This window comes from Pseudoalteromonas sp. Of7M-16, assembly GCF_022347805.1.
Lineage (GTDB): Bacteria > Pseudomonadota > Gammaproteobacteria > Enterobacterales > Alteromonadaceae > Pseudoalteromonas > Pseudoalteromonas luteoviolacea_F.
On record NZ_JAKRFY010000029.1, the window covers coordinates 58,914 to 83,423 of the forward strand.

The 24,510-nt window shown below is 44.3% G+C and carries 19 protein-coding genes and 1 tRNA gene; 14 read left to right on the forward strand and 6 right to left on the reverse strand.

The window, feature by feature from the left end:
- Window positions 1–163: 163 nt before the first annotated feature.
- From cysQ to cysG, 6 genes are all read right to left on the reverse strand, one after another.
- Entirely contained in the window at window positions 164–934 is a 771-nt protein-coding gene (cysQ, locus tag MHN81_RS23095; protein ID WP_239426822.1) for a 3'(2'),5'-bisphosphate nucleotidase CysQ, read from the reverse strand.
- Between the two features lie 12 nt (window positions 935–946).
- Window positions 947–1,543, reverse strand: a complete 597-nt coding sequence (gene cysC, locus MHN81_RS23100) for an adenylyl-sulfate kinase (protein ID WP_023400595.1) — start codon at window positions 1,541–1,543, stop codon at window positions 947–949.
- Between the two features lie 11 nt (window positions 1,544–1,554).
- Window positions 1,555–3,249 carry an SLC13 family permease gene (locus MHN81_RS23105; protein ID WP_036976795.1) on the reverse strand — a complete coding sequence of 565 codons (1,695 nt, stop codon included), beginning with the start codon at window positions 3,247–3,249 and terminating at the stop codon, window positions 1,555–1,557.
- A gap of 64 nt (window positions 3,250–3,313) precedes the next feature.
- Window positions 3,314–4,729 (reverse strand): sulfate adenylyltransferase subunit CysN, encoded by a 1,416-nt coding sequence (cysN, locus tag MHN81_RS23110; RefSeq protein WP_023400593.1) that lies wholly within the window; start codon window positions 4,727–4,729, stop codon window positions 3,314–3,316.
- Entirely contained in the window at window positions 4,730–5,629 is a 900-nt protein-coding gene (gene cysD, locus MHN81_RS23115) for a sulfate adenylyltransferase subunit CysD (protein WP_023400592.1), read from the reverse strand. It lies immediately after the preceding gene.
- 35 nt (window positions 5,630–5,664) lie between these two features.
- Window positions 5,665–7,086 carry a siroheme synthase CysG gene (cysG, locus tag MHN81_RS23120; protein ID WP_036976789.1) on the reverse strand — a complete coding sequence of 474 codons (1,422 nt, stop codon included), beginning with the start codon at window positions 7,084–7,086 and terminating at the stop codon, window positions 5,665–5,667.
- A 392-nt stretch (window positions 7,087–7,478) separates the two neighbouring features.
- On the opposite strand from cysG, the gene deoC reads away from it, so the two are divergent.
- The 14 genes from deoC to MHN81_RS23190 form a co-directional block, all read left to right on the forward strand.
- Window positions 7,479–8,246 (forward strand): deoxyribose-phosphate aldolase, encoded by a 768-nt coding sequence (deoC, locus tag MHN81_RS23125; RefSeq protein ID WP_023400590.1) that lies wholly within the window; start codon window positions 7,479–7,481, stop codon window positions 8,244–8,246.
- Window positions 8,247–8,524: 278 nt separating this feature from the next.
- Window positions 8,525–8,601, forward strand: a tRNA-Trp gene (locus MHN81_RS23130).
- Between the two features lie 126 nt (window positions 8,602–8,727).
- Entirely contained in the window at window positions 8,728–9,105 is a 378-nt protein-coding gene (gene secE, locus MHN81_RS23135) for a preprotein translocase subunit SecE (RefSeq protein ID WP_023400589.1), read from the forward strand.
- A gap of 4 nt (window positions 9,106–9,109) precedes the next feature.
- On the forward strand, window positions 9,110–9,667 hold the full coding sequence (nusG, locus tag MHN81_RS23140; protein ID WP_023400588.1) for a transcription termination/antitermination protein NusG: 558 nt from the start codon (window positions 9,110–9,112) through the stop codon (window positions 9,665–9,667).
- 186 nt (window positions 9,668–9,853) lie between these two features.
- A complete protein-coding gene (rplK, locus tag MHN81_RS23145; RefSeq protein WP_010387320.1) occupies window positions 9,854–10,282 on the forward strand; it encodes a 50S ribosomal protein L11 in 429 nt (142 codons plus the stop codon).
- Between the two features lie 6 nt (window positions 10,283–10,288).
- Window positions 10,289–10,993, forward strand: coding sequence for a 50S ribosomal protein L1 (gene rplA / locus MHN81_RS23150; protein WP_023400587.1), 705 nt, complete (start codon window positions 10,289–10,291; stop codon window positions 10,991–10,993).
- A 337-nt stretch (window positions 10,994–11,330) separates the two neighbouring features.
- Window positions 11,331–11,825 carry a 50S ribosomal protein L10 gene (gene rplJ, locus MHN81_RS23155; protein ID WP_023400586.1) on the forward strand — a complete coding sequence of 165 codons (495 nt, stop codon included), beginning with the start codon at window positions 11,331–11,333 and terminating at the stop codon, window positions 11,823–11,825.
- 72 nt (window positions 11,826–11,897) lie between these two features.
- A complete protein-coding gene (rplL, locus tag MHN81_RS23160; RefSeq protein WP_023400585.1) occupies window positions 11,898–12,260 on the forward strand; it encodes a 50S ribosomal protein L7/L12 in 363 nt (120 codons plus the stop codon).
- A 264-nt stretch (window positions 12,261–12,524) separates the two neighbouring features.
- The gene (rpoB, locus tag MHN81_RS23165; RefSeq protein ID WP_023400584.1) at window positions 12,525–16,550 is read left to right on the forward strand and encodes a DNA-directed RNA polymerase subunit beta; all 4,026 of its coding nucleotides are present in this window, start codon (window positions 12,525–12,527) and stop codon (window positions 16,548–16,550) included.
- 104 nt (window positions 16,551–16,654) lie between these two features.
- The gene (gene rpoC / locus MHN81_RS23170) at window positions 16,655–20,836 is read left to right on the forward strand and encodes a DNA-directed RNA polymerase subunit beta' (RefSeq protein WP_023400583.1); all 4,182 of its coding nucleotides are present in this window, start codon (window positions 16,655–16,657) and stop codon (window positions 20,834–20,836) included.
- A 428-nt stretch (window positions 20,837–21,264) separates the two neighbouring features.
- Window positions 21,265–21,639 (forward strand): 30S ribosomal protein S12, encoded by a 375-nt coding sequence (gene rpsL, locus MHN81_RS23175; protein ID WP_010387308.1) that lies wholly within the window; start codon window positions 21,265–21,267, stop codon window positions 21,637–21,639.
- Between the two features lie 102 nt (window positions 21,640–21,741).
- A complete protein-coding gene (gene rpsG / locus MHN81_RS23180; protein ID WP_023400582.1) occupies window positions 21,742–22,212 on the forward strand; it encodes a 30S ribosomal protein S7 in 471 nt (156 codons plus the stop codon).
- A 27-nt stretch (window positions 22,213–22,239) separates the two neighbouring features.
- Window positions 22,240–24,354 carry an elongation factor G gene (gene fusA, locus MHN81_RS23185; protein ID WP_023400581.1) on the forward strand — a complete coding sequence of 705 codons (2,115 nt, stop codon included), beginning with the start codon at window positions 22,240–22,242 and terminating at the stop codon, window positions 24,352–24,354.
- Between the two features lie 57 nt (window positions 24,355–24,411).
- Window positions 24,412–24,510: GTP-binding protein (locus MHN81_RS23190; protein WP_235408380.1), on the forward strand; the 99-nt coding region annotated here is incomplete at its 3' end.

Consider the following 24,510-nt stretch of genomic DNA (forward strand, 5'->3'; position numbering starts at 1 on the left):
AAACAGGTAAGAAAATGTCCAAACAATGGGTGACAGGTAGCAAAGCTGCGATTACCAAGTCATCAGGGCGCTATAGTATAAGTAAGTGATGAAAAAGCCCAGCAGAATCAAGTGAAAGGTGGATTGGGTTTTGACAGTGCCCAAGCTGGACACTGTCGATATATTAGGATTTGAGCCTAGAAACCACAAAATATGGGTTGAGGTAAGACTCTTTTTGATTATATGTCAGTGGTGAACCATCAATCTGAGTGACGGTGGCACCTGCAATTTTGGCTACTGCATGACCGGCACCTGTATCCCATTCGCTTGTTGGGCCAAGGCGCGGATATACGTCAGCTTCCCCTTCAGCGACTAAGCAGAGTTTTAATGAGCTGCCTTTTGGTACCATTTCAACATCATCGAATTGCGCTAAATAATCAGCAAGCTCAGCGGAGGGGTGAGATCGAGAACCAACCACTTTAATTGTTCCCTGCTGTGCTTTTTGGGTTACTTTTAGTTCAATACGGGCTTCATCACACTCTCTGAATGCGCCAATGCTCTGTGCTGCTAAGTAGCAAATATTAAGCGCAGGAGCGTACACCACACCCATAGTCGGAGTGCCTTGTTCAATCAACGCAATATTGACGGTGAACTCGCCATTTTTTTTGATGAACTCTTTGGTGCCATCAATTGGGTCTACAAGCCAGTATCGCTGCCAAGTTTGGCGTTCCTGCCAGCTGATATCTGCACTTTCTTCACTTAAAATCGGGATTTCAGGTGTTAAACGCTGTAGACCTGCGGTGATAACTCTATTTGCGGCAAGATCAGCTTCTGTCACTGGGCTGTCATCATTCTTAAATTCTATGGCAAAGTCTTTGGCATAGATCTGCATTATTTCGTCGCCTGCGAGACGAGCAAGTTCGACAAGTTCTTCGAGCAGGTCTGTATCATTCATAGGTAATCCTTGCTACTGGATGATGTTTTTATCTTTCAAATAATCAATTAATTGTTGTACGGACTGCTCAAGAGAGTTTTCACCTGTATTAAGTCTTATTTCTGGCGCAACAGGGGGTTGATAGTCAGAATCAATTCCCGTGAAATTCTTAATTTCGCCAGCGCGTGCCTTTTTGTATAAGCCTTTAGGATCGCGTTGCTCACATACTTCAAGAGGCGTATCTAAAAACACTTCTACAAACTCGCCTTCGCCTACTAGGTTTCTAACCATGTCTCTTTCTGCTTGGAAAGGAGAAATAAATGCAGTTAAAACCACAAGTCCTGCATCCACCATGAGCTTGCTTAATTCACCAACTCGACGAATATTCTCAACGCGATCGGTATCACTGAAACCGAGATCTTTACACAGTCCATGTCTAACATTATCACCATCGAGCAAATAAGTATGCACACCACTTTGATGTAGCGCACTTTCTAGTGCATTGGCCACGGTACTTTTCCCTGAGCCAGAAAAGCCCGTAAACCAGAGGATCACAGGCTTATGGCCTTTGAGCTCACTACGATGTGTTTTTTCCACGGCATAATTATGCCAAACAATATTTTTATCCATGAAGCTATCCATTAAAAGGGAAAGACCAATGGGATCAAGGTCAGGACGGTAATAGAGTAAATAATTGAAAGAGGAACGCCTACCGTGACGTAATCTTTGATCCGGTAGTTTCCTGCACTATAGACCATCAAGTTTGTTTGATAACCAAAGGGTGAAATAAAGCTTGCTGACGCACCAAAAGCAACAGCCATAATAAAGGGGAGTGGATCGACACCAAACCCGACAGCCAAAGCATATGCAACTGGAAATGACAATGCAGCAGCGGCGTTATTAGTGATAAGTTCGGTAAATACCACGGTCATTACAAAGATGGCAATAAAAGCGCCATAAGGCCCAAAATCACCGAGTAACAGAAACAGCGCATCGGACAGTTGTGTTGCCAAACCAGTTTCAATCATTAATTTGGCAAGACCAATGGCACTGCCGACAATGGCCAGCAACTCAATAGGAAAACGACGTTTCATTTCGTTGACTTTAATTGTACCGAGGGCTACTAATCCAAGTAGCAGAACCATGAGGCCTTTGACTAGGGGCACAATATCAAAGATACCCAAGCCAATCACAGCGGCAAAGCCCAATAAAACATGACCAGATTGCTGTTTTGTTAAGTGAGTTTGTAAATCCAATCCTGAAATATAAACAAATTCACGTTTTAGATCAGGCAAATTATAAAAGTCGCTGCCAGGTGCCAGAATTAATGAGTCACCCGCTTGCAGTTTCACTTTGCCAAGGCCGCCTTGCAGGCGGTCATGCCCGCGTCGAATGGCGATAACTGCAGCGTGAAACTGTTCACGAAAACGGATCTCTTTGATGGTTTTTCCGATGTATTTCGAAGACTGACTTACAACCACTTCAACTAGGTGCTCAACGTCTTTTTCGTGTTTATCATGCACAACCTGCAAGCCATCAAAGCGGCGTAACAAAGGGACTGATTTGATATCACCAACGAACAATAAAACATCGCCTTGGCAAATTTCCTGCTGCGGAGTTACGGCACAGATACGGCGCTCCCCACGAATAATTTCTGCTAAGAATAAGTCTTTTAGGTCTCTAAGACCGTTTTCTTCAACGGTGCGACCAATTAACTTTGAATCGGCTGAGACCTTGCCCTCTAAGTAAAAAGGCACAACTTCTTGGTCTTCGGTTCCGTGGTCTGGCAAGAATTTCAAGAGTAATAAAATTGTCAGCAAGCCAACAATAAGAGCGCCCGCACCAACCAAAGTAAAATCAAAAAAGCCCAGAGGGGCCATACCTGCATCAACGGCAAAGCCATTGACGATTAAATTCGTAGACGTGCCAATTAAGGTTAAGGTGCCTCCCAATATGGCTGTGTAGGATAAAGGCAGCAATAACTTGGAGGGCGAATGTGTTTGGCTCTCTTTAATGGTGCTGATCAGAGAAGCGACAACCGCGGTGTTATTAGTAAACGATGATAAGAAGGCCGTAGAGAGGCCAAGTTTCATTACGGACTTAGACAAACTGCCACTGGCAAGTGTACTGGCAAGCTTTTGTACAAGTGTAGTTTTTTCTATTGCAATAGAGACTAAGATCAACAGTACAAGGGTGATCAAAGAAGGGTTGGCATAATTTACCAACATAGATTCCAGCTCGATTAAACCAGTTAAATAGCTCACGCCAATGGCGCTGACAAATAACCAAGCCGGATTAAGTCGTGTGCCAAATAAGCACACGACTAAAGCGAGCATAATGCCTGTTAAGATGATTTGATCAACTAGCACGTTTTTCTCCCAATAACAGGCATAAATCCACTTACTTCAACTTGCTGATATCAAGCGCTTGCCAATGTGGGAAGTGCTTACGTACCAGGGCGTTGAATTCAAGTTCAAAGGCACTGAACTCAGAGCTTGTCGCAGACTCTTCAGCAAGCAGTGCTTCGATCATACCAGCACCAATGGTGAGGTTGCTGATGCGATCAATCAGGATAAATGAACCTGTTTCATGGTTGCTGCGATAGATATCAGCCACGATGCTCTCGGTCAACTCTAAGGTGACAATGGCAATTTCATTCAATTGCAATTGCTCTGCTTGACCTTGCTCTAACGTATTTACATCGATGGTGTGATCAATCTTACGTACAATGGCTGATGTACTCTTACTGCCCAACTTGAAGTTGTAGTTCTTGCCCAATACAAGAGGCTCTTCGTGCATCCACACAAGCTTTGCTTGAATAAGGTTGGTAACTGCCGCAGTAGAGTCAGCTGGAACGATAACATCACCACGGCTGACATCAATTTCATCTGCTAAGGTGATCGTAAATGCTTGACCTGTTTGCGCTTGCTCAAGGTTACCATCAAAAGTCACTAGCTCTTTAATAGTTGAAGATTTGCCTGAAGGCAGTACTTTAACCGCTTGACCTGCACTCAATGAGCCTGAAGTGAGCGTACCTTGAAAACCGCGAAAATCTAAATTTGGACGCACTACATACTGTACAGGGAAACGTGCTTCAAACCCGTGGTTTGCTTCAGCGGCAGGTGAGTCTTCTAGTAGCTCAAGCAGTGGCTTATCTGTGTAGTAAGGAGTCTTTTCAGAACGTGTTACTACGTTATCACCTTTAAGCGCTGACATAGGGATAAACTTGATGTCTGATACATTAAGCTGCTCTGCAAACTGCAAGTAATCCGCTTTGATCTTCTCAAACACGGCTTCGTCAAAGTCAACGATGTCCATTTTGTTGATAGCAACAACAAACTGTTTAATACCTAAAGAATCACAAATAAAGCTGTGACGCTTCGTCTGTACCTGTACACCGTAGCGCGCATCAACCAAGATGATAGCGAGGTCACTCGTCGAAGCACCTGTTACCATATTACGGGTATACTGCTCGTGACCTGGCGTGTCGGCAATGATGAATTTACGCTTTGCTGTTGAAAAATAACGATATGCAACGTCAATCGTAATGCCCTGCTCACGTTCAGCTTGTAGACCGTCAACAAGTAGTGCTAAATCTAGTTCTTCACCGGCGTTACCGACTTTCTCGTTATCTTTATGTAGTGCAGCAAGCTGATCTTCATAAATTTGGTGGCTGTCATGTAGTAGACGACCGATCAGTGTCGACTTACCATCATCAACGCTACCGCAAGTCATCATGCGTAATAAGCTTTTATCTTGTTGGCGAGACAGATAGGCCTCAATGCCCAGTTCTCTTACTTCATTTGCTGTAGACATTTAGAAATACCCCTCGCGTTTTTTCTTCTCCATAGAGCCCGCTGAATCGTGGTCAATGACACGGCCTTCGCGCTCCGATGATGTGGATAGCAGCATTTCTTCGATGATGCCGGTTAAAGTATTGGCTTCAGATTCAACAGCACCTGTTAGTGGGTAACAACCTAGCGTACGGAAGCGCACAGACTTCATTTCTGGTACTTCACCTTCTTCTAAAGGCATACGCTCGTCATCAACCATGATAAGGGTACCGTCACGCTCAACGACAGGGCGTTTCTCTGATAAGTACAGAGGTACAATTTCGATGTTTTCTTGGTAGATATATTGCCAAATATCGAGTTCTGTCCAGTTAGACAATGGGAATACACGAATACTTTCACCAGGGTTTACTTGGCTGTTGTAGGTATTCCAAAGCTCTGGGCGCTGGTTCTTTGGATCCCAGCGATGGTGTTTGTCGCGGAAAGAATATACACGCTCTTTAGCTCGTGACTTCTCTTCATCGCGACGTGCGCCACCGAATGCTGCGTCAAAACCATACTTATCTAGCGCTTGTTTCAAGCCCTGTGTTTTCATCACATCAGTGTGTTTTGCTGAACCATGTGTAAACGGGCCGACGCCCATGGCAATGCCTTCAGGGTTCTTATGAACAATCAGGTCAAAGTTATATTCTTGTGCCAAGCGATCACGAAACTCAATCATTTCGCGGAATTTCCAATCTGTGTCTACATGTAGTAGCGGGAAAGGAATTTTTGCTGGGTAAAATGCTTTACGAGCCAAATGCAGTAACACTGAAGAGTCTTTACCAATTGAGTAAAGCATCACTGGGTTATCGAACTCTGCAGCGACTTCGCGAATAATCTTTATACTTTCAGCTTCAAGTTGCTGAAGGTGGGTTAAAGCCATTGTTCGTCGTCCTACTGTTAATTAAATTAATACGGTTAAGCTACTTGGGTAATGGGTTGTGCAAAGCTACTTACTTGCTCTGATTGCCCAAACCACGCTAATTCTTCATGTAATGCAGCCACTTCACCAATGATCAAAAGTGCTGGCGATTGAATATCGTGCTGCTCTATTTTTTCTGCCAATTCGCTTAGTGTGCCTCTAACAACACGCTGCGATTGACGTGTACCATTTTCAACAATGGCAATAGGGGTTTCAGGCGCTCTACCATGCTCTAGAAGTTTGGCTTGGATATGAGGGGATTTAATTACCCCCATGTATACAGCCAAAGTCTGATTTGGTTGAGCTAAACCGCGCCAATCAAGCTCTTGGCCATCTTTTTTGCAATGACCCGTTACAAACTGAATTGCCTGCGCATGATCTCTGTGCGTAAGCGGTATCCCTGAATAAGCGCTGCACCCTGCGGCTGCTGTGATACCTGGTACTATTTGATACTTAACGCCATGTTGCGCTAATACCTGAACTTCTTCACCACCGCGGCCATAAATAAATGGGTCACCGCCTTTGATACGGCAAACTTTTTTACCTTGCTTGGCAAAGTTGACCAGCATTTGATTGGTATCTTCTTGTTTTACGCTGTGGTTACCAGCTCTTTTACCAACACAGACGAGGTCAGCATCACGTCTCACTAAATCCATGATTTCGTCTGATACAAGGTAATCATAAACGACAACGTCTGCTTGCTGCATTAGTTGTAAAGCCTTGATTGTTAGAAGCTCTGGATCGCCAGGGCCCGCGCCGACTACATAAACTTCGCCTTCGAGTTTACTCGGTTGAGTAAGCATCTCAGTTAGTTGCTGTTGTGCGCCTTGTTCATCACCAGTCTGCACTTTACTAACGACACTCGAATCGAACACGCGCTCCCAAAATTGACGACGGTCTGAGAAGCTTTTAAATCTCGCTTTAACTTGATCTCTAAAGTCACCAGCAAGACGTGCTAACTTGCCTGTATGATGTGGAATAACTGTTTCGAGCTTTTCTCTAATTCTACGTGCTAATACAGGTGCTGTACCTGCACTTGAAATCGCAATGGTAATTGGATCTCTGTCGACAATCGATGGAAAGATAAACCCGCATTTAGGCTGGTCATCTACCACGTTCACAAAGATATTCTGTGCGTTAGCTGCGTCGAACACTGCTTGATTGACAGCTTCATTGTCAGTTGCAGCAATGACCAGCATCATACCTAGTACGTGGTGAGTGTCGAAGTACTCTTTTACTAAGGTTAACTGCTCTTGTGCAGCTAATTCAGTAAGCTCAGTACAAAATTCAGGAGCGACAACCGTCACCTGTGCGCGGGCTTTCAAAAATGCCTGACATTTTCGTAAAGCTACATCTCCACCGCCGACAACTAGCACTGGCCTATCGTCTAACTTGGTAAATATCGGTAAATATTGCACTGTACTCGCCCCTAAATGCATAACCTTGATTTAAGCCAACTAAAATGACTTAGTAGGAGGGCAGAATATATCGGCCTTTAAATACAAAAAAATAATATTAACCCAAAATATATAACTAAAAGTTATATACAGACTTTGATTTTGGTTTAAGGCTTATATTTCAAGGTCTAGAGAGCAAAATGTATCCATATTAGCAACTTATAGCGATTGGTTATGAGATATAATGGAACATGAAAATAACACAGTGCTGAGTGTGAAGATGTCAAAGCTGTACTGGGGCGGACAAATGTCCTGTAGGGTGGCCAAATAATCCATTTAACTTGAACACACTGTAAATGGATAAGATTGATAGTGACAAACCTATTCGATGGTTTGCGCCCTAAGGAGATCTCATGAGTACAAATAATCAAGTCACTGCCGCAGTTGCAAAGCACGTGCTTGAACTAATGGATTTAACTTCGCTCAATGAAGATGATACTGAAAAAAGCATCTTAGAGATGCTTGATAGTATAGACGAAGATGTCGCATTGCCCGCTGCTGTATGTGTTTATCCTCAATTTGTGGCGCTGTGTAAAATGCACCTGTCATCACGGGGCTGGCATAGCGTTAAAGTGGCAACAGTGACAAACTTTCCTTGTGGTGAACAACCTCTTTCGCAAGTGTTAGCACAGACTCAGCAAGCCATTGATGACGGCGCTGACGAAATTGACTTAGTAATGCCATATAACCAAGTTATCGCGGGAGATCCCGATACACCATGGCAATATGTGCGCTCAAGTAAAGAACTATGTGGCAAGTCCGTGCAGTTAAAAGTGATCATTGAAAGTGGTGTGCTAGACACGCCAGAATTGATCGCGCAAGCCAGTGATATCGCAATACTAGCCGGGGCCGATTTTATAAAAACCAGTACCGGGAAAGTAGCTGTTAACGCAACTCTAACAGCGACTAAGGTGATGTTAGAGCGTATTAAAGTTAACGGCAAACCTGTTGGCTTTAAAGCCGCAGGTGGGGTTAAAACGGTTGCACAGGCCTGCCCTTACCTTGACGTTGCTTGCCAGATTATGGGAAAAGGGTGGGTAGAAAAAGCCAATTTCAGGTTTGGCGCATCTAGTTTGCTCGCCGATGTAAAAGGGGTTGTTGCTCGAGGCGAGTGTCTTTAAACAGATAAACGTTAACAAAAAACGAGACTCTTGCTCCATTTCATCGCTCACTTTGAACCGAGACCTTGATATTTTCTGCTACGTACCCAATATAGGTTGTGCTGTATTTAATCAAAGCGGCTGAATTATTCAGTTTTGGGCTTTAAAATAACAAAAAGTGATGCCGTGACGCACTTGTGAATAACTGATTGAAAAACAAAAGTTGTGAAAATCACACGATGTATAACTTTTACACTTGTTTTCAGATTGTTCGTCAGTATAATGGGCATCCACTTTGCAGGGGCGTAGTTCCAATTGGTAGAACAGCGGTCTCCAAAACCGATGGTTGCGGGTTCGAGTCCTGCCGCCCCTGCCACTCAATACTTTTTAGTCCCAATTTAAAATAATGTGCAGTTTAAGTCGCTTATTTATAAATTTGGATTTAATGGATTAACCCTGTCTTAGACAGGGTTGTTGTGTCTGTATTTAAGGTAAAACAATTATGAGCACTAATGTTGAAAACCCGTCTAGCTCGATGGACACGGTAAAATGGCTAGTTGCAGTTGTACTACTCACTGGCGCAGTAGTTGGTAACTATATGTATGCAGACATGTCTGCGTTGGTTCGCGCCGTCGGTGTTGTAGTTGCAGTGGGTGCCGCTTTAGGTATCGCAGCGACAACTGAAAAAGGTCGTACTTTTATTGCATTTGCAAAAGAGTCTCGTATTGAGGTTCGTAAAGTTGTATGGCCTACGCGTCAAGAAGCAACACATACTACAATTATCGTGATGGCAGCAACAGTAGTGATGGCACTTATCCTTTGGGGATTAGATGGCTTGCTATTCCGTGCTGTTGGCTTTTTAACTGGATTGGAGATCTGATCCCATGTCGGATGAGAACAAAGAAAAGAAATTACGTTGGTACGTAATTCAGGCGTTTTCTGGTTTTGAAAAGCGCGTTGCTCAAACAATTATCGAGCACATTAAAATTGAAGGCTTAGAAGAAGACTTCGGTGAAGTACTAGTACCTACAGAAGAAGTTGTAGAGATGCGTGCTGGTCAAAAGCGCAAGTCTGAGCGTAAATTCTTCCCAGGTTACGTCCTTGTTCAAATGGTGATGAACGACGCAACTTGGCACTTGGTGAATAGCACACCACGTGTAATGGGCTTTGTTGGCGGTACATCTGATCGTCCTGCACCAATTAGTCAGCGTGAAGCTGATCGTATTCTTAACCGTCTTCAAGAGAACGCAGAAGCACCTAAGCCTGCGACGCTATTTGAACCGGGTGAAGTGGTTCGTGTTATCGATGGTCCATTTGCAGATTTCAACGGTGTAGTTGAAGAAGTGGACTACGAAAAGAGCCGCTTAAAAGTATCAGTACTTATCTTTGGTCGTTCAACGCCTGTTGACTTAGAATTTGGCCAAGTAGAGCAAGATACCTAATTTGCATTATTTTTGTACTATTGCAAAAAGTAATTGAAAAAGGCCGCTGATTAAACTATAATCAGCGGCCTTTTTGTAGCTAGCTCTATGCTAACTGCAAAAAGTACGAATTTTTTAATCGGGAAGCCGTTTGAGTACGCGTCCTCGCGCGCACAAGGCTAAGACCCATTTAACGAGGTTATTAACATGGCTAAAAAAGTTGAAGCTTTAATCAAGCTACAAGTTGCTGCTGGTATGGCTAACCCTAGTCCTCCAGTAGGTCCTGCACTAGGTCAACACGGTGTAAACATCATGGAATTCTGTAAAGCGTTCAACGCACGTACAGAGTCTATCGAGAAAGGCGCACCGGTTCCTGTAATCATTTCTGTTTACAACGACCGTTCATTCACTTTTGATATGAAAACTCCACCTGCATCTTACCTTCTTAAGAAGGCTGCAGGTATCAAGTCTGGTTCTGGCCGTCCAAACACTGAGAAAGTTGGTACTGTAACACGTGCACAACTAGAAGAGATTGTTGAGACTAAACGTCCTGACCTTACTGCTGCTGATATGGACGCAGCTGTACGCACGATTGCAGGTTCTGCACGTGCAATGGGCTTGAATGTAGAAGGGTAATTGAGAATGGCTAAATTAACTAAGCGTATGCGCGTAATCCGCGAAAAAGTTGACGTAACTAAAGAATACGAAATCAACGAAGCTGTTGCTCTTCTTAAAGAACTAGCTACTGCTAAATTCACAGAAAGTGTTGACGTTGCTGTAAACCTTGGCATCGATGCTCGTAAATCAGACCAAAACGTACGTGGTGCAACTGTACTACCACACGGTACTGGTCGTGAAGTACGCGTTGCTGTATTCACTCAAGGCGCTAACGCAGACGCTGCTAAAGAAGCTGGTGCTGATTTAGTAGGTATGGAAGACCTTGCTGAGCAGGTTAAGAAAGGCGAAATGAACTTTGACGTTGTTGTTGCTTCTCCAGATGCAATGCGCGTTGTTGGTCAACTAGGTCAAATCCTAGGTCCACGTGGTCTTATGCCTAACCCTAAAACTGGTACTGTAACACCTAACGTTGCAGAAGCAGTTAAAAACGCAAAAGCTGGTCAGGTTCGTTACCGTAACGACAAGAACGGTATCATCCACACAACAATCGGTAAGGTTGACTTTGACGCTAACCAGCTTCAAGAAAACCTTGAAGCACTTATCGTTGCTCTTAAGAAGGCTAAGCCTTCTCAAGCGAAAGGTACTTACTTGAAGAAAGTAAGCATCTCAACGACTATGGGCGCGGGTGTTGCTGTAGACCAAGCTACTCTAAACACGCAACTAGCGTAATTTAGATTTTAGCGTTTACATGGCGTAAAAATTAGACTATAATTTTGCGCCATTTCGTTGAGAAGTCACTTCCAACGAAGCAAAGAATTCGGGTTGAAGCGCATAATTTCGAACTGTTGTTTATCAAATTTGGTCTACAATAAAATCGATAAATTGCGTTTCCGTCCAAGACCGTAGGTGTAACTTTGTTACTTAATCTCCCTACGTAGACGGTGTGAATCCCAGCTAGATTTTTCCTAATCTTCTGGTTCTCGCCGTAAAAAGCAGCTCATGGCCAGTTGGCTGTGAGTAAAGTAGAACTGGGGACTTGTTCCCATATTAACCAGGAGTAACACCCATGGCTTTAAATCTTCAAGACAAAAAAGCAATTGTTGCTGAAGTCAACGAAGCTGCCAAAGGTGCTCTATCTGCAGTAGTTGCAGATTCTCGTGGTGTAACAGTAGATGCTATCACTGCGCTTCGTAAAGAAGCTCGTGAAGCAGGCGTATGGATGAAAGTTGTCCGTAACACGCTTGCAAAACGCGCTGTTGAAGGTACTGATTATGAGTGCCTTAACGAATCGCTAGTAGGCCCAAGCCTAATCGCTTTCTCTTCAGAGCACCCAGGTGCTGCTGCTCGTATCTTTGCTGATTTCGCAAAGAAAAACGAGTTGTTCGAACTGAAAGCGGCTGCATTTGAAGGCAATGTTGTTGACGTAGATATGCTTGCTAAGCTACCTACTTACGACGAAGCTGTTGCACGCTTAATGAGCGCTATGAAAGAAGCGTCAGCTGGTAAATTGGTTAAAACAATTGAAGCTGTACGTGTTCAGAAAGCTGAAGAAGCTGCTTAATCGCACCTTTTACACTTTCATCAATAAATTTTTTTGAACCTCATGGGTTCGTGATTAATTAGGAAACTTAAAATGTCTGTAACTAAAGACCAAATCCTTGACGCGATTGCTGAAATGTCAGTAATGGAAGTTGTTGAACTAGTTGAAGCAATGGAAGAAAAATTCGGCGTAACTGCAGCTGCTGCTGTTGTTGCTGCTGGTCCTGCTGAAGCTGCTGAAGAGAAGACTGAGTTCGACGTAATCCTAGCTGGCGCTGGCGGTAACAAAGTTGCTGCTATCAAAGCTGTACGTGGTGCAACTGGTCTTGGCCTTAAAGAAGCAAAAGCTCTTGTTGAGTCTGCTCCTGCGCCAATCAAAGAAGCTGTTTCTAAAGAAGAAGCTGAAGCACTTAAGAAAGATCTTGAAGAAGCTGGTGCTGAAGTTGAGATCAAGTAATCTAGCATACGCTAGGTTCGCTGCCTGAGAAATCAGGCAAGGGCTGGTGATTTTTTAATCACCGGCCCTTTTGCGCTCTAGAGCGAAAGTATTACTATTGCGCAATAAAAACCTAAATTCTTCAAGTTTTTCAACAATTTAAACCTTTTGGGAAACTGTTGGGTTTAGGTAGACAATTTAGATGTTGTTATCATGGCTTAGATGCCAATGAATGCTGTTCTGCATGAACAGGTTGGGTCAAAGATCAGCAAGCTGAGGAACCCCATGGCTTACTCTTATTCTGAAAAGAAACGTATCCGTAAGGATTTTGGTAAACGTCCACAAGTTTTGGATATACCTTTCCTTTTGCAAACGCAGTTGGAATCGTTTAAAAAATTCATTACGCCGGACGCGGATGGCGATACTGGATTGGAAGCTGCATTCCGTTCTGTATTCCCTATCAAAAGCTACTCGGGCAATTCTGAACTTCAATACGTGAGTTACCGTATCGGAGAACCAGTATTCGATGTAAAAGAATGTCAAATTCGCGGCGTGACTTATTCTGCTCCACTACGCGTTAAATTACGTCTTGTACTTATGGACAAAGAAGCTCCAGGTACAGTCAAAGACATTAAAGAGCAAGAAGTTTACATGGGCGAGATCCCGCTCATGACAGACACAGGTACTTTCGTAATCAACGGTACCGAGCGTGTTATCGTTTCTCAGCTACACCGTTCACCGGGTGTATTCTTTGATAACGACCGCGGTAAATCTCATTCATCGGGTAAAGTGCTTTATAATGCACGTGTTATCCCTTACCGTGGTTCATGGTTAGATTTTGAATTTGATGTAAAAGATAACCTTTTCGTTCGTATTGACCGTCGTCGTAAGTTACCGGCTTCAATCATTTTACGCGCACTAGAATTCACAACTGAAGAAATTCTAGCGCTGTTCTTTGAAACAACTGGTTTTGAAGTTGTAAACGGTAAAGTGATGATGGAACTAGTACCATCTCGCCTACGTGGTGAGACGGCTGCATTTGATTTCAAAGATGCAGACGGTGAAGTATTGGTTGAACAGGGCCGTCGTATCACAGCTCGTCATATCAAAAACATCGAGAAAAAAGGCATTACGCAACTTGAAGTACCGCATGAGTACATCATTGGTCGCGTAGTTGCTAAAAACTACATCGATGAGTCAACAGGTGAGATCATCGCTGAAGCGAACGCTGAATTGTCGCTTGAGTTGATGGCTGAGCTTGTGAAAGCGGGTCACACTAAGATCGATACGCTTTACATCAATGAAGTAGACAGCGGTGCGTACATGTCAGAGACAGTTCGTATTGATTCTTCTTCTAATCGTCTTGAAGCATTGGTAGAAATCTACCGTATGATGCGCCCAGGCGAGCCACCAACGAAAGAAGCTGCTGAAGCTTTATTCGACAACCTATTCTTCTCTGATGAACGTTATGATCTATCAACAGTAGGTCGTATGAAGTTCAATAGCCGTGTTGGTTATGATTCAGATACAGGCCCAGGCACACTGAGCAAAGAAGACATCGTTTCTGTTATGAAAGTTCTTATCGACATTCGTAATGGTAAAGGTGAAGTGGATGATATCGACCACTTAGGTAACCGTCGTATTCGTTCTGTTGGTGAAATGGCTGAAAACCAATTCCGTGTTGGTCTAGTACGTGTTGAACGTGCTGTACGTGAGCGTTTAAGTCTAGGTGACCTAGATAACGTGATGCCACAAGATTTGATCAACGCTAAGCCGATTTCTGCAGCTGTTAAAGAATTCTTTGGTTCTTCTCAGTTGTCACAGTTCATGGACCAAAACAACCCGCTTTCAGAAGTTACGCACAAACGTCGTATTTCTGCGTTAGGTCCGGGTGGTTTGACACGTGAACGTGCAGGCTTCGAAGTTCGAGACGTACACGTAACGCACTACGGTCGTGTTTGTCCAATCGAAACGCCTGAAGGTCCAAACATCGGTCTAATCAACTCATTGTCGACGTACGCACGCACAAATGACTACGGTTTCTTGGAAACTCCTTACCGTAAAGTTGTTGATGGCGTAGTGACTGACGAAGTTGATTACTTATCTGCAATCGAAGAAGGTCAATTCGTAATCGCACAGGCGAATACAAACTTGACTGAAGCGAACCAGTTTGCAGAAGAGTTAATTCCATGTCGTCATAAAGGTGAATCAACCTTTATGCCTAGCGACAGCATCCAGTATATGGATGTATCTCCACAGCAGGTTATCTCTGTGGCTGCGGCACTAATCCCATTCCTTGAACACGATGATGCGAACCGTGCATTGATGGGATCGAACATGCAACGTCAAGCAGTACCAACACTACGCGCTGATAAGCCGTTAGTAGGTACCGGTATCGAGCGTACACTTGCAAAAGATTCAGGTGTAACAATCGTTGCTAAACGTGGTGGTGTCGTAAAATATGCTGACGCGAGCCGTATCGTTGTTAACGTAAATGAAGATGAGCGCGTTCCTGGTGAAGCGGGTATCGACATTTACAACCTAACTAAATACACGCGTTCGAACCAAAACACATGTATTAACCAAAAACCAACTTGTATGGTTGGTGAGCCAGTTGTACGCGGTGACGTACTTGCTGATGGTCCTTCTACGGACTTAGGTGACTTGGCACTTGGTCAAAACCTACGTGTTGCGTTCATGCCTTGGAATGGTTACAACTTCGAGGATTCAATCCTACTTTCAGAGCGAGTTGTACAAGAAGATCGTCTAACCACGATCCATATCCAAGAGCTTCAGTGTATTGCACGTGATACTAAGCTAGGTCCAGAAGAAATCACTGCTGATATCCCTAATGTAGGTGAGTCTGCACTTGGTAAACTGGATGAGTCAGGTGTTGTATACATCGGTGCCGAAGTGAAAGGCGGCGATATCCTAGTAGGTAAAGTAACGCCTAAAGGTGAAACACAGCTTACGCCTGAAGAAAAGCTACTACGTGCAATCTTCGGTGAGAAAGCTTCTGACGTTAAAGATAGCTCTCTACGAGTGCCTAACTCGGTTTCTGGTACAGTTATTGACGTTCAAGTGTTTACTCGCGATGGTGTTGAAAAAGACAAGCGCGCACTTGAAGTTGAAGAAATGCAGCTTCGCGAAGCGAAGAAAGACTTCAATGAAGAATTCAAGATCCTTGAAGGTGGCATTTTAACTCGTGCTCGTAAACTACTAGTTGAATCTGGTCAAAACGAAGATGCAATTGCACTTCTAAATGCTGAGAAGCTACTGACTCAGAGCCTAGCAGACGAAGCACAACAAGCTGAACTTGAACAGTTAGCTGCACAGTACGATGAACTGAAAGCGGAATACGACAAGAAGTTTGAGAACAAACGTCGCAAGATCACACAAGGTGATGACTTAGCGCCGGGCGTACTTAAGATTGTTAAAGTGTACTTAGCTGTTAAACGTCGTATCCAACCGGGTGATAAGATGGCTGGTCGTCACGGTAACAAAGGTGTTATCTCGACAATCGTACCAGTAGAAGATATGCCATATGACGAAAGAGGTCGTACGGTAGACATCGTTCTTAACCCACTAGGTGTACCATCACGTATGAACATCGGTCAGATCCTTGAAACACACATGGGTCTTGCTGCACGCGGTATCGGTGAGCGCATCGAAGATATGATGAAAGAGCAAGCAGAGCTACATGAGCTGCGTGACTTCATCAAGAAAGCGTACGACCTTGGCGACTGTCGTCAAGAAGTAGACATTGCTACATTCTCAGATGACGAAGTTCGTCGCCTAGCAAATAACCTTAAGGGTGGTCTACCAATCGCAACGCCGGCATTCGATGGTGCTAAAGAAAGCGAAATCAAAGAGCTACTAGAGCTTGGTGGTTACCCATCAAGTGGTCAGGTAACGCTTTATGATGGCCGTACGGGTGATGCGTTTGAGCGTAAAGTAACTGTTGGTTACATGTACATGCTGAAACTAAACCACTTAGTAGACGACAAGATGCACGCACGTTCAACGGGTTCTTACAGCCTAGTTACTCAGCAGCCGCTGGGTGGTAAAGCACAGTTCGGTGGACAGCGTTTCGGTGAGATGGAGGTATGGGCATTAGAAGCATACGGTGCTGCCTATACACTACAGGAAATGTTGACAGTTAAGTCGGATGACGTAAATGGTCGTACTAAGATGTATAAGAACATCGTAGACGGTAACCACAAGATGGAACCGGGTATGCCAGAGTCATTCAACGTATTGTTGAAAGAAATCCGCTCGCTAGGTATCAACATCGAGTTGGAAGAAAGTTAATCCGACCGGCAGCTCAGTTGAGCTGCCAACCCGGACTGTAACTGTAAAGAATGAAGGGGTGAGCGCAGCTTGCCCTCAAGATTAACTCCGACAGGAGAGCTAAGGTGAAAGACTTACTTAAGTTTCTGAAGCAACAAAATAAGACCGAAGAATTCGATGCAATTCGCATTGGTCTTTCTTCTCCAGACATGGTTCGTTCATGGTCATACGGTGAAGTAAAGAAACCTGAGACAATCAACTACCGTACTTTCAAGCCTGAGCGTGATGGCTTATTCTGTGCCCGTATTTTCGGCCCAGTAAAAGATTACGAATGTTTGTGTGGTAAATACAAGCGACTAAAACACCGCGGTGTTATCTGTGAAAAGTGTGGCGTAGAAGTTACACTTACTAAAGTGCGTCGTGACCGCATGGGTCACATTGAGCTTGCGAGCCCAGTAGCGCACATTTGGTTCCTTAAATCATTACCGTCTCGTATCGGCTTAATGCTTGATATGACACTTCGTGACATCGAGCGTGTACTTTACTTCGAATCATTCGTAGTAACAGAGCCTGGTATGACAACGCTTGAGCGTGGCCAGCTATTAGGTGAAGAAGAGTACCTAGATGCACTAGAAGAGCACGGTGATGAGTTTGAAGCGAAGATGGGTGCAGAAGCTGTACTTGATCTACTTCGCGAACTAGACCTTGGTCAGTTAATCGCAGAAATGCGTGAAGAGTTACCAACAATTAACTCTGAGACTAAGCGTAAGAAAATTACTAAGCGTCTTAAGCTTATGGAATCGTTCCACCAATCAGGTAACAACCCTGAGTGGATGATCATGAGCGTACTACCTGTACTTCCACCAGATCTTCGTCCACTAGTACCACTAGATGGCGGTCGTTTCGCGACTTCAGATCTGAACGACTTATACCGTCGTGTTATCAACCGTAACAACCGTCTGAAGCGTCTACTAGACCTAGCTGCACCAGACATCATCGTACGCAACGAAAAGCGTATGTTACAAGAAGCGGTAGATGCACTACTTGATAACGGTCGTCGTGGTCGTGCGATCACAGGTTCTAACAAGCGTCCTCTTAAGTCGCTTGCAGACATGATCAAAGGTAAACAAGGTCGTTTCCGTCAAAACCTTCTAGGTAAGCGTGTTGACTACTCAGGCCGTTCTGTAATCACAGTTGGTCCAACGCTTAAACTTCACCAGTGTGGTCTTCCGAAGAAGATGGCACTAGAGCTATTCAAGCCATTTATCTACGGTAAGCTAGAGCGCCGTGGCATGGCTACTACCATCAAAGCTGCGAAGAAGATGGTAGAGCGTGAAGTACCAGAGGTTTGGGACGTACTTGATGAAGTGATCCGTGAACACCCAGTTCTATTGAACCGTGCTCCTACACTTCACAGACTTGGTATCCAAGCATTTGAACCGGTTCTAATCGAAGGTAAAGCAATCCACCTACACCCGTTGGTGTGTGCGGCGTATAACGCTGACTTCGATGGTGACCAAATGGCGGTACACGTACCGTTAACATTAGAAGCACAGCTAGAAGCTCGTGCACTAATGATGTCTACAAACAACATCCTTTCACCTGCAAGTGGTGAGCCTATCATCGTACCTTCACAGGACGTTGTATTAGGTCTTTACTACATGACGCGCGATCGCATCAATGCAAAAGGTGAAGGCATTGCGTTTAAAGACCCGAAAGAAGCTGAAAAAGCATACCGTACAGGTACAGCAGAGCTTCACGCACGTGTTAAAGTTCGTCTAACAGAAACTATTGTTGACGAAGAAACTGGCGAGCGTTCGGAAAAAACTCACATTGTTGATACAACAGTAGGTCGTGCGATCCTTTCATTGATCATGCCAAAAGGCCTTCCGTTTGAGCTAATCAACAGAGCGCTAGGTAAGAAGCAGATCTCTGGTCTTCTTAACGAGTGTTACCGTCGCCTAGGTCTAAAAGACACGGTTGTGTTTGCTGACCAAGTGATGTACACAGGTTTCCACTATGCGATGAAGTCAGGTGTATCTATCGGTATTAACGATATGGTTATTCCACCTACGAAGACTGAAATCATCGAGCGTGCAGAAGCTGAAGTTGCAGAGATTAACCAACAGTTCCAATCAGGTCTTGTAACTGCGGGTGAAAAGTACAACAAAGTAATCGATATCTGGTCACGTGTTAACGAAAACCTATCACGTGAAATGATGGCGAACTTATCGAAAGATACAGTTGTGAATGCACAGGGTGAAGAAGAGCAACAAGACTCTTTCAACTCAGTATTCATGATGGCCGACTCAGGTGCTCGTGGTAGTGCCGCTCAGATCCGTCAGCTAGCAGGTATGCGTGGTCTAATGGCACGTCCAGATGGTTCAATCATCGAGACGCCAATCACGGCAAACTTCCGTGAAGGTCTAAACGTACTTCAGTACTTCATCTCGACGCACGGTGCACGTAAAGGTCTTGCCGATACCGCACTTAAGACAGCAAACTCGGGTTACCTAACACGTCGTCTAGTAGACGTTGCGCAAGATTTGGTTATCAACGAATCAGATTGTGGCACGTTAGAAGGCCTAGTAATGAAGCCACTTATCGAAGGTGGTGACGTTGTAGAGCCGCTTCGCGAGCGAGTTCTAGGTCGTGTTGTTGCAGAAGACGTATGTAAGCCAGGTACTGATGAAGTACTGGTTGAACGTAACGTGATGCTTGACGAAAAACTGTGTGACCTTTTAGAAGAGCACTCAGTAGATGAAGTTAAAGTTCGCTCTGTAATCACGTGTGACAATGACTTTGGTGTATGTGCTAACTGTTACGGTCGTGACCTTGCACGTGGCCATATCATTAACCCAGGTGAGGCAGTCGGTGTAATTGCAGCTCAGTCAATCGGTGAGCCAGGTACACAGCTTACGATGCGTACGTTCCACATCGGTGGTGCGGCATCAAGAGCATCTGCAGAAAACAGCGTACAAGTTAAAAACAACGGTAGCATGAAGCTACATAACGCTAAATTTGTAATTAATACAGATGGCAAGATCGTTGTAACTTCACGTTCTACAGAAATTACGGTTATTGATGAGCAAGGCCGTGAGAAAGAGCGTTATAAGGTACCTTACGGTGCAGTACTGACTGTTCAAGATGGTGCAGAAGTTAAAGGTAGCGACATTGTTGCTAACTGGGACCCGCATAGTCACCCAATCGTTATCGAACACCAGTCAAAAGTATCGTTCAGCGATATTGATGACTCAAATACAGAAGCTCAGACTGATGAACTAACTGGTCTAACGCGTGTTGTAGTTAAAGATCTAGCTAAGGTAAATGCAAAAGAGCCTAAGCTAATCATCGAAAACGAAGAGCGTGGCCTACAGGAAATCCGTCTACCTTCATTCACCACGATTGAAATTACAGACGGTGCAACTGTTCAGCCGGGTGACGTATTAGCACGTATTCCGCAAGAAGGTTCGAAGACTCGTGATATCACCGGTGGTCTACCTCGAGTTGCTGACTTATTTGAAGCGCGTAAGCCAAAAGATCCTGCTATCCTTGCAGAGATCACAGGTACTGTGAGCTTCGGTAAAGAGACTAAAGGTAAGAAACGTCTAGTTATCACACCAGATCAAGGCGATGCATATGAAGAGATGATCCCGAAATGGCGTCAGCTTAACGTGTTCGAAGGTGAGCAAGTTGCTAAAGGTGAAGTCATTGCTGATGGTCCTGAGTCTCCGCATGACATCCTACGTCTACGTGGTGTGACAGATGTATCTAACTACATCACCAACGAAGTTCAGGAAGTTTACCGTCTTCAGGGTGTAAAGATTAACGATAAGCACATCGAAACAATTGTTCGCCAAATGCTACGTAAGTGTATCATTCTTGACGGTGGTGACACTGAGTTCCTAGCAGGTGAGCAAGCGGAGGTTGCACGCGTTAACATTGCAAACCGTGAGCTTGAGAAGCAAGGTAAGATCCCAGCTAAATTCGAAATTCAGCTAATGGGTATTACTAAAGCATCACTAGCAACTGAATCGTTCATCTCAGCGGCATCGTTCCAGGAGACAACTCGTGTCCTAACTGAAGCAGCTGTAAACGGTAAGAGCGATGAGCTTCGCGGCCTGAAAGAAAATGTTATCGTAGGTCGTTTGATCCCAGCAGGTACTGGTTTTGCGTATCACCAAGAGCGTATTAACCGTCGCAAAGAAAGCGAGCTACCAGTTGAAGAGCAAACAGTAAGTGCAGAAGAGGCGTCTCAGGCGCTTACAGACGCACTTAACGCTGACCTATTAGGCGGCAACGAGTAAGCTTTAGAGACTAAATAGTCTGACTAAAAGGGCCGCCTCTAAGGCGGCCTTTTTGATCTATACAATTTGAGCGAGATTGGAGAAAAAGCAACTTGTCATGGCGGTGTCTTAATCACATGTCAGTATCTGTCGTTTTGGTAAATCTCTGATAAAGGTACGAGGAGCACGATGTGTAATCTATATTGGGTGAGAGATATATCACTATTTAGCAAAATAGGATAAGCCGTAAATCACCTTAGAGTTAAAAGCACAGCCTCAAAATGCACAAATTCGACGAAAAATACCGCTGTAAAATGGATTTTTATTGACAGGTTAATCTTTGCTCATTAAAATTCGGCCACCCATTTATTCGTTCCATTAAAATGGAAGGAAAATTTGGGTCGATTTTATTTTTTCAGTAGTAATTTTAACTAATCAGGAGCTATTTAATGGCAACTATTAACCAGCTAGTACGTAAGCCACGTCGCAGCAAGGTTACAAAGAGCAACTCTGCTGCTCTTAAAGCTTGTCCACAAAAGCGTGGTGTATGTACTCGTGTATATACAACTACACCAAAGAAACCAAACTCTGCACTACGTAAAGTAGCGCGTGTTCGTCTTACGAACGGTTTCGAAGTAACTTCTTACATTGGCGGTGAAGGCCACAACCTTCAAGAGCACAGTGTAATCCTTATCCGTGGTGGTCGTGTTAAAGACTTACCAGGTGTGCGTTTCCACACAGTTCGTGGTGCGCTTGACTGTGCGGGTGTTAACGATCGTAAACAAGGTCGTTCTAAGTACGGTGCAAAACGTCCTAAGGGCTAATGGTTCTCCGTTAGTAAGGCCAAGCACTTAAGTTTTAATATTGAATAATTTGTTTTGGGTATTCGTTTAAAAAAACGAACCTGAAGATATCGGAGAGATAAAATGCCTAGAAGACGCGTAATAGGTCAACGTAAAATTCTTCCAGATCCGAAGTTCGGATCAGAACTTCTTGCTAAATTCGTTAACGTAGTAATGTTAGACGGCAAGAAATCTACTGCTGAAAAAATCGTATACGGTGCGCTAGACGTGGCTGCTGATAAATCAGGCAAGTCGCACCTAGAAATCTTTGAAGCTGCACTTGAAAATGTACGCCCTGCGGTTGAGGTTAAATCTCGCCGTGTTGGTGGTTCTACATACCAAGTACCAGTTGAAGTACGTCCAGTTCGTCGCAACGCATTAGGTATGCGTTGGTTAGTTGACTCTGCACGTAAGCGTGGCGAGAAGTCAATGGGTCTTCGTCTTGCACAAGAGATCCTTGACGCTGCGGAAAACAAAGGCACTGCGGTTAAGAAACGTGAAGACGTTCACCGTATGGCTGAAGCGAACAAAGCATTCGCTCACTACCGTTGGTAATCTGCCCAAGACCTTTAAGAGGATATTATGGCACGTACTACTCCAATTGAGCGCTATCGTAACATCGGTATTTGTGCTCACGTAGATGCAGGTAAAACCACCACCACAGAGCGTGTACTTTATTACACGGGTCTGTCTCACAAAATTGGTGAGGTACATGATGGTGCTGCAACTATGGACTGGATGGAGCAGGAGCAGGAGCGTGGTATTACCATCACTTCTGCTGCGACAACGTGTTTCTGGAAAGGTATGGATGCTCAGTTCCCTGAGCATCGCATCAATATCATTGATACTCCAGGACACGTAGACTTTACTATCGAAGTAGAACGCTCATTGCGTGTACTTGATGGTGCAGTTGTTGTTCTTTGTGCTTCATCAGGCGTACAACCACAAACAGAAACTGTTTGGCGTCAAGCCAATAAATACGAAGTTCCTCGTATGATCTTCGTTAACAAGATGGACCGTACTGGTGCAGATTTCTTGGCAGTTGTGGATCAGGTGAAAGACCGTCTTGGTGCGACACCTGTGCCTATTCAGTTACCAATTGGTGCTGAAGATGAATTTAAAGGTGTTATCGATCTCATCAAAATGAAAGCCATTAACTGGAACGAAGATGACCAGGGCATGACTTTCACATACGAAGAGATCCCGGCAGACCTTCAGGATTTAGCTGAAGAGTGGCACTCTCACTTAGTTGAAAGTGCAGCGGAAGCGACTGAAGAGCTAATGGACAAATATTTAGAAGAAGGTGAGTTGAGCGAAGAGGAGATTAAATCTGCGATTCGTCAACTGACATTGAACAACGAAATTGTGCCAATGTCTTGTGGTAGTGCATTCAAAAACAAAGGTGTTCAAGCTGTGCTTGATGCTGTTATTGAATTCATGCCTTCACCAACTGAGGTTAAAGAGATTCAGGGTATCCTTGAGGATGATTCTGAAGCTACTCGTCCAGCTAGCGACGACGCGCCGTTTTCGGCGTTGGCGTTTAAAATTGCGACGGACCCATTTGTTGGTACACTGACTTTCTTCCGAGTTTATTCTGGTACTGTAGGTCAAGGTGACTCTGTTTATAACCCTGTAAAGGGTAAAAAAGAGCGTTTTGGTCGTATTGTTCAGATGCACTCAAATTCGCGCGAAGAAATTAAAGAAGTTCGCGCTGGTGATATTGCTGCTGCGATTGGACTTAAAGACGTTACCACTGGTGACACGCTTTGTTCTCAAGATTCAGTGATCACATTAGAGCGCATGGAATTTCCAGAGCCTGTGATCTCAGTAGCGGTAGAGCCAAAAACAGTCGCTGATCAGGAAAAAATGGGTATTGCACTAGGTAAACTAGCAGCAGAAGATCCGTCTTTCCGTGTTGAAACTGACGAAGAGTCAGGTCAAACGATCATCTCTGGTATGGGTGAACTGCACCTAGATATCATTGTTGACCGTATGAAACGTGAATTCAACGTTGTTTGTAACGTTGGTAAGCCGCAAGTGGCATACAGAGAAACCATTCGTGGCTCTGTAGAAGCTGAAGGTAAGTTCGTACGTCAATCTGGTGGTCGTGGTCAATATGGTCACGTATGGCTGAAATTGGAACCAATGGACTTTTCTGATGAAGACGCACCTACTTACGAATTCGTTAATGAAATCGTAGGCGGTACGGTTCCTAAGGAATACATCCCAGCGGTTGATAAAGGTATTCAAGAGCAAATGAAACAAGGTGTGCTTGCGGGCTACCCTCTGTTAGGTGTGAAAGCTACGTTATTTGACGGTTCTTTCCACGATGTTGACTCAAATGAAATGGCCTTTAAGATCGCCGGTTCAATGGGCTTCAGAAATGGTGCTTTAGAAGCGCAACCAGTGCTTTTAGAACCTGTTATGAAAGTTGAAGTCACTACCCCTGAAGAAAACATGGGTGACGTAGTAGGCGACTTAAACCGTCGTCGCGGCATGATCGAAGGTATGGAAGACGCTTTTGGTGGTCTTAAGCTTGTAAATGCACAAGTCCCACTGTCTGAAATGTTTGGTTATGCAACCGATTTACGTTCTGCAACGCAAGGTCGTGCCTCGTACTCAATGGAATTTTCCAAGTACGCAGAAGCGGCGAAAAACGTTGCCGACGCAATAATTGCAGCTCGCGCTGTTAAGTAATTTTAGTTCGGTCCGGTCTTAGGACTGGACTTTAATTTCTTTATAGGAAATTTTAAAATGGCAAAAGAAAAGTTTGAACGTTCGAAACCGCACGTAAACGTAGGTACAATCGGCCACGTTGACCACGGTAAAACAACTCTAACTGCAGCAATCACT